This is a genomic window from Pseudomonadota bacterium (assembly GCA_026388255.1).
Classification (GTDB): Bacteria; Desulfobacterota; Syntrophorhabdia; order Syntrophorhabdales; family Syntrophorhabdaceae; genus JAPLKB01.
The window spans coordinates 98,331-113,354 of the sequence record JAPLKC010000036.1 but is presented as its reverse complement, the minus strand read 5'-3'; the positions used below and the strand labels follow the sequence as shown (position 1 = coordinate 113,354).

Below are 15,024 nucleotides of genomic sequence, written 5' to 3'. Positions count from 1 at the left end.
ACATGTTAAAGGCCTGATATCCATAAAAACAGGTTTTGAAAAGGGTCTTGGAACGTATATACGGGAAGACGTTGAAAAATTCCTTTATGAACTTCAGGTTTTCTGTGATTATGTCCAGCAACAGATGCCCAAAATTCCATATGGTAAGAAAAGACCGCCACAAGTGTAAGAAAGACAGTGAATAATAATGCACTCGTAAAAAGTCAAAAAACCGTCACTCCCGTGAAAACTGGAGTCCAGAACACATTGAAATCACTGGATTCCCGTGCTTGTGCCCTTCAGGGTATTCGTGGGAATAACAAAACGACAGAAATACGACTTTTTACGAGTTCATCAATAGTAAATGGTTACGGAAGATAAGATAAAGAATTCCAAGGATTTACCCCTCTGAATAAAGCTGTTGGCATGGATATCCATGCCAACATTAACGAAACCAATAATACTGGTTTAATAAGATACGTTTGACTATTCACAATTCACTAACGACTATTCACTGTAGTTAAGAACCGAAAAAGTCAGGCAATTTCAGTCATAAATTAAATTGATTTAGTCCCTTGCCTAATGGTAAAAATAGTCTTTCTGTATAAAAACATGCTTCAACAAGGAAGGGTATGGATACTATCCACGACAAAATTTATGATATGGCAAAACCTTTCTTGGATACTCGCAAAAACGACATCCACATCTTTTTATCTTTAATGTTTGCCCGCCAATTGTTGGAGCATTACCCTGAGGCCGATGAAGACATCGTCTTGCCGGCTGTAATTCTGCATGATGTGGGTTGGAAAATTGTACCGGAGGACAAGCAATCTGGCGCCTTCGGTCCTAACACCAAAGATACGGAAACCCGGCGTATTCATGAGATCGAAGGGGCAAGGATTGCAGGGGAGATTCTACGTTCACTTGATTATAATGAAATAAAGATAGATGAAATCACGGCAATTATTGATGGCCACGACTCCAGGAAGGAGGCCCTCTCGCTTAACGATTCGTTAGTAAAAGATGCTGATAAATTATGGCGATTCACCCGGATTGGGGTTGATATAGATCATGCTCGCTTCGGCATTGACCGTGACAGCTACCTGGCATATCTTGGCAGCATTATAGAACAGTGGTTTATGACGTCTGTGGCCGCAGATATGGCACGTGAAGCCTTGAATGAGACAAGGGCGTTGCAGATTATAGAAAATCAATGTTGGTGAATTTTTCATTTATTTTGGCAAAGCATATGCATGCATAATAGGGGTAATCCTCGATAAAGATCATGGAATTCAACAACACTGACCTGCTTCAAAATAATTTTTAAGTAAGGGAGATTCAATAATGAAAGAAATGACGGAATTTGAAAAGTGGTATGAGGATCTGCAGGTACAAAGAACACTCAATGCGCTGAAAAAGAACAATTTTGCTGCTAAATTTGTACCAAAGGCTTCAGATGCATTGGAAGAAATTTTTAAAATGATCCCCGAGGGTGCAACTGTTGGGGTTGGTGGGTCTCAAACCCTGGGACAGATCGGCTTCTTTGACGAGGTAAAAAATCGTCCTGTCAGGTTTTTAAATCCTGTTATACAGGGCATGTCGCCTGAAGAGATAGTAAAGATAAGGCGGGAGGCATTGCTTGCCGACTTTTTTCTCAGCAGCAGTAATGCCGTCACGGAAAATGGGGAGATCTACAATATTGACTCTATTGGAAATCGAGTGGCAGGAATGATGTTCGGACCAAAGAATGTAATTCTTGTCTGCGGGGTCAACAAGATTGTAAGGGATATCAATGAAGCGAAAGTAAGGGTTCAGGAGATTGTTGCACCGATAAATGCAAAGAGGCTCGGCTTGAAAACACCCTGCGCAGAAACAGGTGAATGTGCTGACTGTTCGTCCCCGCAAAGAATATGCAACATCTATACAATCCTTGCCAAGAAACCGGTACGAACAAATGTAACAATTATTCTTGTTGGTGAACCGTTGGGGTTTTAATTAAGGATTTTTTTAGTCCTTTCATTTTTATGCACCTTGATTTGAAAAGGATGGATATTTCACATTCTGCGATAAAAGATAGTAGGATATTTTAATGGGGTTGTGTGTCCACTTTTTCAAATAATAACGTATTAAATTATCCATAGTAATTTCATGATGTTAAAATTTATCACAATAAAACTAAACTAAATCAAATAAACGGCGACAATCATTGTATGATGCCCGGGTTCAATCTTAAGTTTTATAATAATACTAAAAAAACTTCAGGTAAATTCCAAGATTAGGCTATGTCAAAAGTTAACCCATTAATTGATCAGCCTCTTGACAAAAATTCAGGGCAGCTTTTTGACTGGAAAAACCATTTGAAGATGGTTGGGGATGATCTTTATACGTTAGCCGCTTCAACGGAAAAAGAGTTTTTATCTGTAGGAAACAACTTACAGGATTTCTACAATCGCGCAACAGCGATTTCGGAATTGTCCTCTTCTCTGGCAAGCTCCATGTCCGGCAACGAAATAGTAAACATCATTAATGGTTTACGTGAACTTCTTAACAACATGCAGGGTTATATTGTTCAGGCTGAAGCAGAATTCAGTCAGGGCATAACAGCATTACAGGATATTATCAATATCGTTGACAATATTTATAAGCCTATTAGCGGTTTTAAAAAAATTGTGAAAACTTTGAAAATACTCGGTATTTCTACCAAGATTGAAAGCTCACAGCTTCGTCAGGATAACAATGGTTTTGTTACCATAGCAGAAGATGTTGAAAAACTGTCAATACTTATTAATTCAAGGTTTACTGAGATATTTGCCAGTGCAGGTTTATTAGAAAATACTGTAAAACAGACACTTTCCAGGGTTGTTAGTCTTGAAACACAACAAAAGGGCAAGGCGCAGTCTGTCCTTGATAATACGCATGCAACCATCGCCTCGCTTGCCGAGAAAAATACATCTTCGGTCATGACAGCCGCTCATATTTCAGGAGGACTGGAGACAATCACGGGCAATATAGGAGAAGTTGTATCTTCCATGCAGTTTCATGATATTACACGCCAACAACTGGAACATATAAAGGAAGCCCTTGATGTCTTATGCTCAAGACTTGATGCCGGCACTAATGATACGAACTCGCTTGAGATATCAGAAAACAATAATTTAAAAAAAGCTATTCGGGATACAAATACAGTCTGTGAACTTCAAAAAATACAGCTTCTTGACTCAGAGGAAAATTTTATAAATGCCGTACATCGTATTATTAACAACCTTGAGGGTACAGCAAGAAACATTATCGGAATACATGAGGATGTACAAAATATAGCAGGGAGTGAAGACGAATCGTCATCTTCGTTCTTTACAAAGATCGAGGGTGGCGTATTGTCGGCCATATCATCTATCAGAGAGATCAAAAACACTGTCCTCGAATTATCAATAACAATGGAAAGTCTGACTGAAACAGTTGACAATATGTCGAAGTTTATTAATGATATTGAAGAAATAGGCTCGGAGATTCAGCTTATCGCCGTGAATGCTCGTATAAAGGCAGCGCATACAGGAGAGGAAGGCGCCCCTTTAGGCGTTATTGCAGAGGCTATACAAAATCTTTCCGGAGATTCCGGCATCCAGAAGATTGAAGTGGCAGATATATTGAAAAGGATTGTAGCAACGGTGGAAACCTTGCATCAAAATATCAGCTTAAACAAAAAGGAACAGGAAACTGAAACAGATATCCTCTTAAAAAACCTGAACGGACTGCTTGAGAGGCTCGGGCGCACAAACGATATGGTCAAATCATATCTTGGCAGAATACAAAAAGAGGGAAAGGCGCTTGCCCGGGATATTGAAAAAGTAGCTTCAGGTATAACCGTCCAGGAGGCATTCTCAAAAAAAATCGAGCAGGCCATGACCGTATTTGACCTCATAATCTCACAGACGCAGGAACTACTACCTGAAATAGATAATCATGAGAAAATTGAGATGCTAAAAAACCTGGAGAATAATTACACAATGCACAGCGAGCGAAACAACCATAAAGCATATATGGCATTGGATAAACACAAATTGGAAAACATACCAAAAAACATACTGACTTCAGACGGCAGCGCAGAGACAGGAAGCGATCTCGGAACAAATATAGAGCTTTTTTAATTATAAATCTGCCGGGAATGAACTGCCACTCGGCAAGCCACGGGGCATCAAAAGAGTGACGAAATAGTAAAAAACAGGTTCCCCTGAAATTCAGGCAGGAAATCTCCCTGTTTCCCAGGGGTAAGGAAATCCGTGAATTACCCCTTCCGTTCTGTGCTGTCAAAGATTTTAATTTTTCCGAATGCGCCGTCAAAACCGGGGGTGATTCGGACATTTCCTGCACGCATACGGGATATTGCTTCTCTGATAAGGGGCGAACCTGCCTTTCCAATATCATCGAGCGGAGAATCCAGAAGAATTTTGAATTCATTTCCGAGTTCCTGTATAAGCTTTTGATATATGGTATTTACTTTCTTGCTGGCTGCGCCCACTTCAAATGTTTCTGCAAGGACCTCCGGCAGAGGGATTATCGAATAAAAAGGCAATGCGCTCTCTGGTTTGAACCCATTATCCCTGTCGGCAAGCTTATTGACCCTGTGCAGGACTCCTATGGTTACCTTCCTTTTGCACACAGGACAGAGGTAATTATGCGCAACAGTCTCTCTTGGCGAGATGTTAATGTTACACTCCCTGTGTCCGTCATTATGGTATTTGCCTTCTTCGGGGAAGAATTCTATTGTTCCAAGAAAACCTTTTTTTGTTCTTATAGCGTCAGTTACAGCACCATAAGAACACTCTGTATCAAGGATGTTTGCCTCCCTCCCTATTTTGGCAGGTGAATGGGCATCAGAGTTGGAAATCAGTGTGATCCTGTCTAATGCCGAAAGCCGCCAGTTCATGGACGGGTCAGAAGAAAGTCCTGTTTCAATGGCATAGATATGCGGGGTGAGTTCATCAAAGCATTCTTCAAGCGAATCGAATCCCGAAACTGCCCCGAATACTGAAAAGTGTGGTGTCCAGGCGTGGGCAGGTACAAACAGGCTATCAGGACATATATCCATAACAATTTTCAGAAGTTCCTTTGCATCGAGTCCCAATATGGGTCTTCCGTCTGAATTGAGATTCCCTATTCTTGACAATGCTATGCGAATTTTTTCTGCATCAATAAAATCAGGCACATATAAAATGGAGTGGACTTTTCGCGTCCGGCCGTTTTTTTTATAAATAGAGCTGATCTCGGAGGAGAGCATGAAAAAAACATCCCCCCTGCATGAATCCGGAACGTCTTTTGACTTGAAATTCCTTTTTAAGCGTGAACAACCCATTGCCTGTGGGTTCAATCTTCTCCTTAAGTTCGGCAAGCCATGCCGGGTGGGTGAAGTCGCCGGTGCCTATGACTGTAATGCCTTTTATTTGCGCCCATTTCCAGAGCGCCTCAGGGCACATATCCCTGCTGGTTGCCCGTGAATATTTTGAGTGAATATGTAGGTCGGCAATAATTCGCATGTTTATCCTTTATTTATACCCATATTGATGTACTAACCATTTTTTTTGCCAGTATCGCCTGAAGATGAACAATGCCATCAGGAACTGCGAGAGGTTCATCGTCCACCAGACTGAGGCAGCGCCAAAACCGAGCAATATTACCAAAATATATGTCAAAGGTACCCGTACAAGCCAGACGACAAGCCCTACAATAAACATCATGCCCTTCGTATCGCCGGCGCCGTTCAATGCGCCGCCGAGCGTCACCCAAATGGCCATAAAGGGCTCGCTTATCATGCTGATATAAATATAAGTAATACATTCGGCAATAACGATGCTGTTATTCGATAAATGAGGCGCTATCCACTTCGCATTAAAAAGAACAAGAACTGTTATAAAAGACACGACAACAACGCTTATCAAAGTTGTAACAAGTCCGCCCCTAAAGGCATCGTCTTTTCTGTCCTCGCCGAGCAGATTGCCCACAACTACCGCGTTGGCCATGTTGAATGCCATTGCTGGAAGAAAAATTGCTGACTCAATGCGTACACCTGCTGAAAGTGCTGCAAGGGTTTCAACGCTGTGTTCGGGCAGTTTACTTATTATCAGGAAAATCACCATGGAGTTTATTTGCCAGAGCCCCTGCAGGAGCCCCGAAGGCCAGCTTATGTTGATAATGGTTCTTATAATTCTCACAGAGAACCTTTTCGTACCTGTCATTAACGGCCAGATATACCGCATATTGAGTATACTCCCCAGACAAACACTGATTGCCGTTGAAAGGGCAATCCCCTTAAAGCCCATACCAGTGTGAAATACAGTAAAGAAAATCAGTACAATATTGGAGAAACAGACCATTGCCATTGTCCTGAGTGATGCCCTTACCTCCTTACATGCCCGCAGTATAGCATTCGTGTTGATAAGCAGACAATGAAACAATACGCCTGCAGCATAAATCCTCCCGAGCGGTATCACGATAGGTTTCAATTCAGTAGGGATATGCAATAGACCGATAATCACAGGCGTTAAAAATATACCGGATATGCCCAATGTAGCACCTAAGGCAATGGTAGCTATAACCGTAGAGTATACAGATTCAGCCAATCGATCACTGTTTTTGGATGTAAATATCCGTGAAATCACGGCAACAGCGCCTATACTCATTGCATTGCCGACAATAATGAACACAAAGTAAAGCTGGATTACAAAACCGTATGCCGCCTGAATTTCCTTACTGATTTTACCGGCCACATAGATATCTGTGAGACCGGTTAAAAACTCAAAAAGCATGATAATCATCATAGGCCAGCCAACCGACCAGCTTTCGGAGATGAACTTGCGTATATCTTGACGATTGAGTAACGATTTTATATCAATCATGGTTTATCCGGGCTATTGTTACAAGCTGATATTTTTTTTAACAATACAAATTTTGCCTATTAATTAACACAAAAGACTTACTGATGTCCCCAGAATAATCTATTATCGGCTTCCCAATTACTCTTCATAAGGTCCAAGAAAACGTTCACCGTTAAAATGAATTAGATGTGTTGGGGAATCGGCAATCCAAACTTCCGTTTCCCATGAAATATCATTTAAATATTTGAGCATAGCCCTTCGATCAAGAAATGCAGTTACAAAAACCAATCCGGCAGATGATCCGGCAAACAATTCTTTAAGTTCCTGCCTGCGCTTTGGGTCTACCGGCCCGTGACTGGTTACAGCTTCAATCAGAACGAGCCAGTTCTTTTCTACATGATGCACTACAACATCGGGCATCTTCCCGTGTTCTTCTATCTTAACACCCAGTGACGTCAAAACATCTGAATCGAAATAGGCCCATTTTGCCTGAGTATCCCCAATATAAATAATGTAACTTCCCGGTGTGAACAAAGGGCAAAAATCATCCATGATCTTCTTAACCAGAATATTCTGGCCGCCAGGTGAAAGCCTGATTTCCTGCCCATTCGCCAGTTTAACGGGTAGTCGTCTCATATCTCTTTCGCGTGCATACAGCTTTTTCAGTGTATTTACTGTCCTGAGATATTTTTGTAAATGCCCTTTCCATCCAGACTTCCCAAAACCCCGGAGCAGTTTTAGCACGGATGGTTCTATCTGATAGACCGCTTTCGGGCTGTTGGTCGGCCTTGAGGGTTTATCAGGATTAGCGACAATCAATGTTGCTTGCATAAACTGGTGAACTGTTTGGCGCCGTACCGTTTCGCGGGTATTAGGTGCGTATTTTTTCCCGTAATATTCTTGAAAGAAATCCATCATTGGAGTAATACCCATCAGCGGATTGGTTGCATTTACCCAGTTGTCGCCGGGCTTGAGGTACAGCAATGATAGAAGGGTCAGGGCAGATCTTTCGTTCTGTTGCTGTCTTGGTAAACCCAAATCGTTCAAGATTGCGAGGGCTTCCTTGATCTTTTCTTCTGCTTTTTCTCCAATTGCTTTATTGTTCACAATTCAAACACTCCTTTTCTATGATGGTATCAATGGCTTCCTGATCGGGCATTGTTTCCTTTACATAACCGCCAAGTTGCAGAAGCTTTTCATGAGTGGGATAAGGCATCTTTCGGAGATCGGCAGCGTTAACCTGGGTGTGTCCGCTGAATCGGCGGAAATACTGGTCAGCAATTGTGGAATTCAGGTACAGAGCAAGCCCTTTCGCCAGGTCAGGTAGTAACCCTTTGCCTTGTCTATGGAAGTAGTTCAAATGGTTTTCGAAACCCACAAACCCTGCATTGATTCTTGATGGATCATATATTGCCGCCATGACTCGTCTTGGCTGTTCCTTGGACGAAAACCTTTTTGTGAGAACATAAAATCCAGCTTCGACAAAAAGATCGGACGTCTCGGACGATGACACGATGGCATTAGGTTTTTTTCCTGATTCAACGGGCCAGTTGACAAAACCGTTCAGGAAATGGCAGGGATAGATAAGTGGAGTTGTCTCTTGCTGAGGGAACTGTCTTAGGTAATCTCTTGCTCTGAAATCGACGACACGTCCGGTTGAAACGCTCAAACCCAGCTTGTTAAGCGACGAAGTAAAACGTTTTATTTGCTCTATCAGTCCAGCATTGACATCATCAACGCCAAAATGAATAAACATGTCCCGATCACCAGGATGAACAATCTGGTCATAAGGGATTGACAAAATACGCGTTTTGTCAAAATCAAGACCCTCAGACGAAGAGATTATAACAGACTTAGGTTTCTGAAGCCCCCGGGCAGCATGGTAGATAATATTTTCTTGCAGCACATTGTCATCGCCAAACGCTTTCTTGCGTGATTCGAAGATGTGAATTTGCTTGAGATTCATCATATGTAAAAACGCAACACGAAATTTCTTGAAATATGGGCCATTGCAAAAACTCCGAGGCGTTATTGCCACCATTTGCCCGCCAGGTTCCAGTAAATGCATTGACAGCCAAACGAAAACAGCATAAAGGTTTGCCACCTCTATATCAGAAGAATAGAGAGCTCTGCTTATAGCAGTCTGACTATTAATTTTCTTATAGGGCGGATTGAGAATGACATGAGTAAATCTCTTATCAGGAAAACCAAAAAGAGGCTCTCTAATTTCTCCAATGGCAGCCGGGATAAAATCCTCATTCTTTATAATTCCTCGAAACTTGATACCATCCGATGCGCATAGCGATTTGCACAACTCCATGGTCTCTTCCAGATAAGGCAGGATCGTACTATCTGCTTCGTAGGCGACTACATCGATGGAAAAAGGTCGATTCTTTCTCGAAATCAAAGTTTCCACGCAGGCCGCAAAAAGCACCCCGGCCCCCGCACCAGGGTCCAAAATCTTCACTTCCTGTACTGCTGTTTCAAACATAGACGACATAAACCGGGCTATCGAGGTCGGGGTAAGGAACTGACCGATTTGAGAGCGGTCAGTTCTGCTTATTGTATTGTTGAATGATTTACGAACGTGGTCAAGTGCATGCAAGGGTTCAATTGCCATATCAATTAATTATCATATCATTTTCTTATGCTTAAGTATAATATGCAATTAAATTTCGTGACCCGACAGTTCTGTTATAGCTTCTTCTTCTCAAACAACCGGAAAAGCGCCATGCCGCCTATGACAAATATTACAATGACAATCCAGTGGTTTATGCCCAGCGCTTCCGGTATGGTAATCTTCCCGTAGACGCCCCATTTCAGAACAGTATTTTTAAGCACAGGGAAGAATTCGGCAAACAACGCTGCGCCGGCAATCATGCCAAGTATACCCCATATTGCATCCCATCTGCCTTCGCCGAGCGCCCCGAGCGACGTAGCCGGACAATAACCAAACAACCCCCAACCGATACCGAAGATAAGTCCGCCGACAATGTTTCCCCCAAGAATTGTCGGCTTTACGGAGAGCTTTGCCAAGCCGAGGTCTTTCAGGAGATAGACGCCTACCATTGCTACAAGAACCGTGGAAAGCATAAATTTTACAATCGTCATATCAATAAGACGCAAGGCGCCAAGTTGTTTGTCATATCTGATTACCCGTGCTTTCTGCAGGAGAAAACCGAAGATAATACCTGTTATAAGACCATATACGAGTTCATTCATGTTTGCCACCTCCCCCGTATAATATTCCGGCCACAATAACACCACCTACAAAGAAACATATTAACGAAATGTACCCGCTTATAGCTAACTGGAGCGAACCGCTCAGTCCATGACCGCTCGGTCACCCGTCTGCAAGGCGCGCACCGAACATGGCGATACCGCCGCCGATAAACGCGGTAATCGCCCTTTTTGTCCTGCCAGGTCCGAACCTGCCCTCCCATGTGGCCGGTATAGCCTGCCACTTGAAGCTCTTTGAAGTTGTTGAGGCAACGAGGGAGCCAAAGAATATCCCCACCACAAACATCCACTGCCAGTCAATCTTCGGCATCTCCTTTATGAAATATTCCATCTTTGATACACGTTCTGCATTGAACGCCTTTTCAATAAATCCTGCCGAACGTACAAAGGTTGTTGAAGCGCCCACATATTTTCCGGTAAACCAAACAGAGAATACGAGCAGCAATCCGGTTAAAATACCTGCAATGTAAGGGTTCCACCCCTTCGGCTCCTGGCTTCCTTCCATGTGTTACCTCCTTTTGCCTAATATTTGAATATCCAAAATGCCCGACTTTAATACAATTTATTCTATAGCAAGCAAAATAAAAACTGTCAACTCTTTGTAAAAAATGTGGCGGCTTAGTTTAAAGATGAACTTTCTGCAATCCCGGTGGAAACATTTTCCACCACTTTAAAATTCTTCGTAAACCCAAGCCTGTTCTTGATTTGCAATTTCTCAGCAACATTTGCTGAGAGCGCCGCCAGAGTGGGGTAAAAGTCCCCCTGCGGCTGGCCGAAGGTTTTAATATTTTCTATTGACAATCTATTCAATTGAATATATATTCATTACAAATGATTTACAACATTGATATTACAACATATCAGAAAAGGAGATAAACATATGCCCCGCCCACGGTGCACAAGTAACATCGGTTTTCTTCCCCAGATAACATATTTCAAACCTGCCGGTGTAAGGATGGGAGATATCGAGGAGGTTGTTCTCCATCATGATGAACTGGAGGCTATGAGGTTGAAAGATCTCCTTGGCATACCGCAGGAAGAAGCGGCTGCGCAAATGAATGTATCACAGCCCACATTTCACCGCCTTCTCTTGTCGGCCCATGAAAAGATGGCCCATGCTGTTATTAATGGCAAGGCATTGAGGATAGAAGGAGGAAATGTCTCGGTTGACGAAAAGTTTATCCCGCCATGTGGCTGGCGTCAAATATGCGGACGCGGGAGAAAAGGAAAGGTTTTTTCCCAGAAAGAAAATGTATTGTCAGTTGAAAAAGGAGGAAAAATGAAAATAGCAATAACAAGTGTTGATGGAACTATGGAAGGCATGGTTGATGAGCGCTTCGGCAGAAGCAGAAAGCTGATCATGTATGACCCTGAAAGCAAAGGCTTTGACGTAATTGATAATACGCAGAACCTCAATGCAGCTCAGGGAGCAGGCATTCAGAGTGCTCAAAACGCCATAAATGGCGGTGCAAGGATAGTAATCAGCGGCCATTTGGGCCCTAATGCGTTCAAGGTACTTGGGGCAGCAGGCATCCCGGTATATACGGTATCAAAAAAGACCGTTGCACAGGCGATTAAGGGATTCGAGGAAAACAGTCTTACTAAACTAACCGGGCCTGATGTACAAGGGCACTGGTAAGATAAGGAGGTATGTATTATGCCAAGAGGTGATGGAACAGGACCGACAGGGACAGGGCCTATGCCCGGCTGCAAAGGCATAGGCAGAGGAACAGGTGCGGCAGGCCAGGGCAGAATGGGTGGCAGAGCTTTGGGAGCGGCTGGAGAATGTCTTTGCCCTCAGTGCGGAGAGAGGACGCCCCATGAACAGGGTATACCCTGTTCCGATCAGAAATGCCCGAAGTGTGGAACCGCAATGGTGAGAGGGTAGAATTTGGAAGGAAATCTAATGAGAATAGCATTCGCAAGCGGGAAAGGGGGTACAGGCAAAACCACAATAGCGGTAAATCTGGCTTACTTTCTTGCCCGTTCCCTACAGAAGGTACAATATCTTGATTGTGATGTGGAAGAACCAAACGGACATATTTTTCTAAAACCGGACATCCAGGAAAAAGTGCCGACAAAAGTAATGGTGCCCGTAATTGATCAGAGTAAATGCACATCCTGTGGTGAATGCAGCAGTAAATGCCAGTTCAATGCCCTTGTAACGCTTCCGAACAACATCCTGGTTTTTCCTGAATTATGTCATGGCTGTGGCTTGTGTGTAAAAATATGCCCTGAAAGTGCAATAACGGAAGGTAATCGTGAAATAGGATACACTGAAACAGGAAAATCCGAACATAATATCGAGTTCATCCACGGGGTTCTGAACGTAGGCGAACCTATGGCAGTTCCTCTGATACAGGCAGTAAAACATAAGTACAAAAAGGACTGTGTCCAGATCATTGACGCACCGCCGGGGACTTCATGCCCGGTAGTAAAAACAATCTCAGACGCGGATGCCGTGGTGATGGTAACAGAACCCACGCCCTTCGGTCTTCATGATCTGAAGGTTGCCGTATCTATGGCTCAAAACCTTGGCAAACCGATAGGAGTTGTGATAAATAGGGAAAAAGGTGAATTCGCCCCTCTAGACAATTATCTGACAAGAAATAAATTGCCTGTACTGATGAGTTTACCGGAAGACAGGGACATTGCAAGACATTATTCCCTTAGCTATCTCATCGTAAAGACATTGCCTGTTTATATTGATCAATTTACGGAGCTTGCCGTTAATATAGGAAGGCTATTGGGAAAAAATGGGCACAGGTGATAACATGGCAAATATAAAAGAAGTGGTGGTTGTAAGCGGAAAAGGAGGAACAGGCAAAACCTCTTTTACAGGAGCGATTGCGTCTATATTCCATAACAAGGTAATGGCAGATTGCGATGTGGATGCCGCAAACCTTCACATGATCCTCAATCCTGAAGAGGTATTGCAGACAAAGGATTTTACAGGCGGGAAAAAGGGTTCTATTAACCCCGACCTTTGTACAAAGTGCGGAATATGCAAAGAGGTTTGTCGTTATGATGCAATATCCGATGATTTTATCATAAAACACTTTTCCTGTGAAGGATGCGGGGCATGTTATTTTCTTTGTCCGGCTAATGCAGTGGATTTTTCTACAGGGCTTGCGGGATATTGTTATATTTGCAGCACTGCAAATGACGGCAGATTTATCTTCGCCGAACTGCTCCCCGGAGAGGATAATTCAGGAAAGCTCGTAGCTATGGTAAGAAATGAAGCCCATGCAGAGGCGGAAAAGACTGGTAGAGAACTTATCCTTATTGACGGACCGCCGGGTATAGGCTGCCCCGTTATCTCTTCCATCACAGGAACCCATCTGGCAATTGTGGTGACAGAACCTACCCCAACGGGTATTCATGATCTGAAGCGGATTGTTGAATTAACAAGGCATTTTCAGATTAAAACAGCCGTTGTGATAAATAAGGGCGATATTAACGCCAAATATGTGGAAAAAATGGAATTGTATTGTAAAGAAAATAATCTTATATATCTTGGCGAAATTCCATATGAGACAAAGATTACGGAAGCGCAAAAAGAAGCAAAAACAATACTTGATTTTGCCCCGGAATGTGAGGCAAGCAAGTCAATAAGAAAAATATATACAAAACTAAAATCTATTTTGGAGGAAACATGGATTGCGGACATGGAACAGAAGAACAATTAGATGACAAGGCATTGGAAGAAAAACTCGAAAGAATTAAACAGATATTTGTGGTTCTTTCCGGGAAGGGCGGCGTCGGGAAAAGTACTGTAGCGGTAAATCTTGCCTTAAGCCTATCTTTAAGGGGATTGAGGACAGGCATAATTGATGTGGATATCCACGGACCGAGCGTACCGAAAATGCTTGGCTTGTCAGGACAACGCGTGGGCATAAAAAATGAAGAGATTGTTCCCATTGAGACCTACAATCAACTGAAGGTTGTTTCTATGGGGCTTTTGGTTGACGGGACCGAGACACCGGTAATCTGGAGAGGACCTATGAAAGCCAAAATGATACGGGAATTTCTACAGCATGTGATCTGGGGAGACCTGGATTGCCTTGTTGTGGACTGTCCTCCCGGTACCGGCGACGAGCCTCTGTCCATTGCCCAGTTGCTGGCAGGAAAAAGTAGCGCCATTATTGTTACCACGCCTCAGCAGGTTGCCACGGTTGACGTGGAAAAGTGCATTGTTTTTTGCAGACAACTTAACCTTCCCATAGCAGGGATTATCGAGAACATGAGCGGCTTTGTCTGTCCCCACTGTGAAAAAGAAGTGGACATATTTTCTTCCGGCGGAGGAGAAAGACTTTCTGAAAGGTTCAAAGTCCCCTTCCTTGGAAAGATACCCCTGGACCCCGAGATCGTAAAGAGCGGCGATGAGGAAAAGCCTTATATGCATTTTTACGCCAACACAAAGACGGCTCAAAAATTCGATGAGATTGTTGAGCGGATAGTTACCTTCGGCAATAATGAAAAGATTCTTCTCTCTAAAAAAGTTGAAAATAATCAGTCTTGTTGCTCCACTTGCTCTGACAACAAGGGAAACGGAGAAGCAATTGCCCAAGAGAATAAGGAGACTTTTATGAAATTTGCAGTTCCTACAAATCAAGGCAAGCTGTGCGCCCATTTCGGCCACTGTGAAGCCTTTGCCATTATCGATACCGATGGAGACGGCAAGATCGTAAACGAAACCTATATTACCCCGCCCCCTCATGAACCGGGACTGTTGCCCCCATGGCTTTCGCAGCAGGGCGTCAATTGTATCATAGCCGGAGGAATGGGAGGCCATGCTCAGCAGCTTTTTGCCCAGCAAGGCGTTAAGGTGGTTACCGGTGCACAGGCTGAAGACCCAAGGGAAGCGGTGGAGCAATATCTCAAGGGCGTGTTGCAGACCGGGGCAAATACCTGCGACCATTAGAAGGTTGACGGA

General features: G+C 43.3%; 16 protein-coding genes. 8 read left to right on the top strand and 8 right to left on the bottom strand.

Annotated elements, in window-relative coordinates; genetic code table 11:
• Nucleotides 1–611: 611 nt before the first annotated feature.
• The 3 genes from NT178_04445 (at nt 612) to NT178_04435 (ending at nt 4,124) form a co-directional block, all read left to right on the top strand.
• Nucleotides 612–1,202, top strand: a complete 591-nt coding sequence (locus tag NT178_04445; protein ID MCX5811778.1) for an HD domain-containing protein — start codon at nt 612–614, stop codon at nt 1,200–1,202.
• A gap of 121 nt (nt 1,203–1,323) precedes the next feature.
• Complete coding sequence (locus tag NT178_04440) at nt 1,324–1,974, top strand: lactate utilization protein (GenBank protein ID MCX5811777.1); 651 nt, start codon at nt 1,324–1,326, stop codon at nt 1,972–1,974.
• 287 nt (nt 1,975–2,261) lie between these two features.
• Entirely contained in the window at nt 2,262–4,124 is a 1,863-nt protein-coding gene (locus tag NT178_04435) for a methyl-accepting chemotaxis protein (protein ID MCX5811776.1), read from the top strand.
• Nucleotides 4,125–4,261: 137 nt separating this feature from the next.
• Here NT178_04435 and NT178_04430 read toward each other — a convergent pair whose 3' ends face one another.
• From NT178_04430 to NT178_04395, 8 genes are all read right to left on the bottom strand, one after another.
• Nucleotides 4,262–5,254, bottom strand: coding sequence for an endonuclease Q family protein (locus NT178_04430; GenBank protein MCX5811775.1), 993 nt, complete (start codon nt 5,252–5,254; stop codon nt 4,262–4,264).
• Nucleotides 5,223–5,510: a hypothetical protein gene (locus tag NT178_04425; protein MCX5811774.1), complete on the bottom strand. Its 288-nt coding sequence runs from the start codon at nt 5,508–5,510 to the stop codon at nt 5,223–5,225. Before NT178_04425 ends, NT178_04430 begins: the two co-directional genes overlap by 32 nt.
• A gap of 9 nt (nt 5,511–5,519) precedes the next feature.
• On the bottom strand, nt 5,520–6,869 hold the full coding sequence (locus NT178_04420; protein MCX5811773.1) for an MATE family efflux transporter: 1,350 nt from the start codon (nt 6,867–6,869) through the stop codon (nt 5,520–5,522).
• Nucleotides 6,870–6,986: 117 nt separating this feature from the next.
• A complete protein-coding gene (locus tag NT178_04415; protein MCX5811772.1) occupies nt 6,987–7,955 on the bottom strand; it encodes a BsuBI/PstI family type II restriction endonuclease in 969 nt (322 codons plus the stop codon).
• The gene (locus tag NT178_04410) at nt 7,945–9,468 is read right to left on the bottom strand and encodes an Eco57I restriction-modification methylase domain-containing protein (GenBank protein MCX5811771.1); all 1,524 of its coding nucleotides are present in this window, start codon (nt 9,466–9,468) and stop codon (nt 7,945–7,947) included. The genes NT178_04415 and NT178_04410 overlap by 11 nt, the downstream gene beginning before the upstream one ends.
• Before the next feature lie 74 nt (nt 9,469–9,542).
• Nucleotides 9,543–10,070 (bottom strand): YeeE/YedE thiosulfate transporter family protein, encoded by a 528-nt coding sequence (locus tag NT178_04405; GenBank protein ID MCX5811770.1) that lies wholly within the window; start codon nt 10,068–10,070, stop codon nt 9,543–9,545.
• Nucleotides 10,063–10,593 (bottom strand): YeeE/YedE thiosulfate transporter family protein, encoded by a 531-nt coding sequence (locus tag NT178_04400; protein ID MCX5811769.1) that lies wholly within the window; start codon nt 10,591–10,593, stop codon nt 10,063–10,065. Before NT178_04400 ends, NT178_04405 begins: the two co-directional genes overlap by 8 nt.
• A gap of 113 nt (nt 10,594–10,706) precedes the next feature.
• Entirely contained in the window at nt 10,707–10,898 is a 192-nt protein-coding gene (locus NT178_04395; GenBank protein ID MCX5811768.1) for a hypothetical protein, read from the bottom strand.
• 70 nt (nt 10,899–10,968) lie between these two features.
• Here NT178_04395 and NT178_04390 point away from each other — a divergent pair, with 70 nt between their 5' ends.
• Genes NT178_04390 through NT178_04370 form a run of 5 tightly spaced genes read left to right on the top strand, consistent with a single transcriptional unit; the run spans nt 10,969 to nt 15,012 of the window.
• Nucleotides 10,969–11,727, top strand: a complete 759-nt coding sequence (locus tag NT178_04390; GenBank protein MCX5811767.1) for a DUF134 domain-containing protein — start codon at nt 10,969–10,971, stop codon at nt 11,725–11,727.
• Between the two features lie 18 nt (nt 11,728–11,745).
• Entirely contained in the window at nt 11,746–11,976 is a 231-nt protein-coding gene (locus NT178_04385; protein ID MCX5811766.1) for a hypothetical protein, read from the top strand.
• 18 nt (nt 11,977–11,994) lie between these two features.
• Complete coding sequence (locus NT178_04380; protein ID MCX5811765.1) at nt 11,995–12,858, top strand: ATP-binding protein; 864 nt, start codon at nt 11,995–11,997, stop codon at nt 12,856–12,858.
• 4 nt (nt 12,859–12,862) lie between these two features.
• On the top strand, nt 12,863–13,777 hold the full coding sequence (locus NT178_04375) for an ATP-binding protein (GenBank protein ID MCX5811764.1): 915 nt from the start codon (nt 12,863–12,865) through the stop codon (nt 13,775–13,777).
• Entirely contained in the window at nt 13,744–15,012 is a 1,269-nt protein-coding gene (locus NT178_04370) for an iron-sulfur cluster carrier protein MrpORP (protein MCX5811763.1), read from the top strand. Before NT178_04375 ends, NT178_04370 begins: the two co-directional genes overlap by 34 nt.
• The last annotated feature ends 12 nt before the right edge of the window (nt 15,013–15,024 follow it).

Bases quoted from the DNA above. Each gene is read 5' to 3' on its own strand.
- NT178_04445 (MCX5811778.1), top strand. From the start codon at position 612: ATGGATACTATCCACGACAAAATTTATGATATGGCAAAACCTTTCTTG.
- NT178_04420 (MCX5811773.1), bottom strand. From the start codon at position 6,869: ATGATTGATATAAAATCGTTACTCAATCGTCAAGATATACGCAAGTTC.
- NT178_04380 (MCX5811765.1), top strand. From the start codon at position 11,995: ATGAGAATAGCATTCGCAAGCGGGAAAGGGGGTACAGGCAAAACCACA.
- NT178_04425 (MCX5811774.1), bottom strand. From the start codon at position 5,510: ATGCGAATTATTGCCGACCTACATATTCACTCAAAATATTCACGGGCA.
- NT178_04430 (MCX5811775.1), bottom strand. From the start codon at position 5,254: ATGCTCTCCTCCGAGATCAGCTCTATTTATAAAAAAAACGGCCGGACG.
- NT178_04410 (MCX5811771.1), bottom strand. From the start codon at position 9,468: ATGGCAATTGAACCCTTGCATGCACTTGACCACGTTCGTAAATCATTC.
- NT178_04440 (MCX5811777.1), top strand. From the start codon at position 1,324: ATGAAAGAAATGACGGAATTTGAAAAGTGGTATGAGGATCTGCAGGTA.
- NT178_04405 (MCX5811770.1), bottom strand. From the start codon at position 10,070: ATGAATGAACTCGTATATGGTCTTATAACAGGTATTATCTTCGGTTTT.
- NT178_04435 (MCX5811776.1), top strand. From the start codon at position 2,262: ATGTCAAAAGTTAACCCATTAATTGATCAGCCTCTTGACAAAAATTCA.
- NT178_04390 (MCX5811767.1), top strand. From the start codon at position 10,969: ATGCCCCGCCCACGGTGCACAAGTAACATCGGTTTTCTTCCCCAGATA.
- NT178_04385 (MCX5811766.1), top strand. From the start codon at position 11,746: ATGCCAAGAGGTGATGGAACAGGACCGACAGGGACAGGGCCTATGCCC.
- NT178_04375 (MCX5811764.1), top strand. From the start codon at position 12,863: ATGGCAAATATAAAAGAAGTGGTGGTTGTAAGCGGAAAAGGAGGAACA.
- NT178_04370 (MCX5811763.1), top strand. From the start codon at position 13,744: ATGGATTGCGGACATGGAACAGAAGAACAATTAGATGACAAGGCATTG.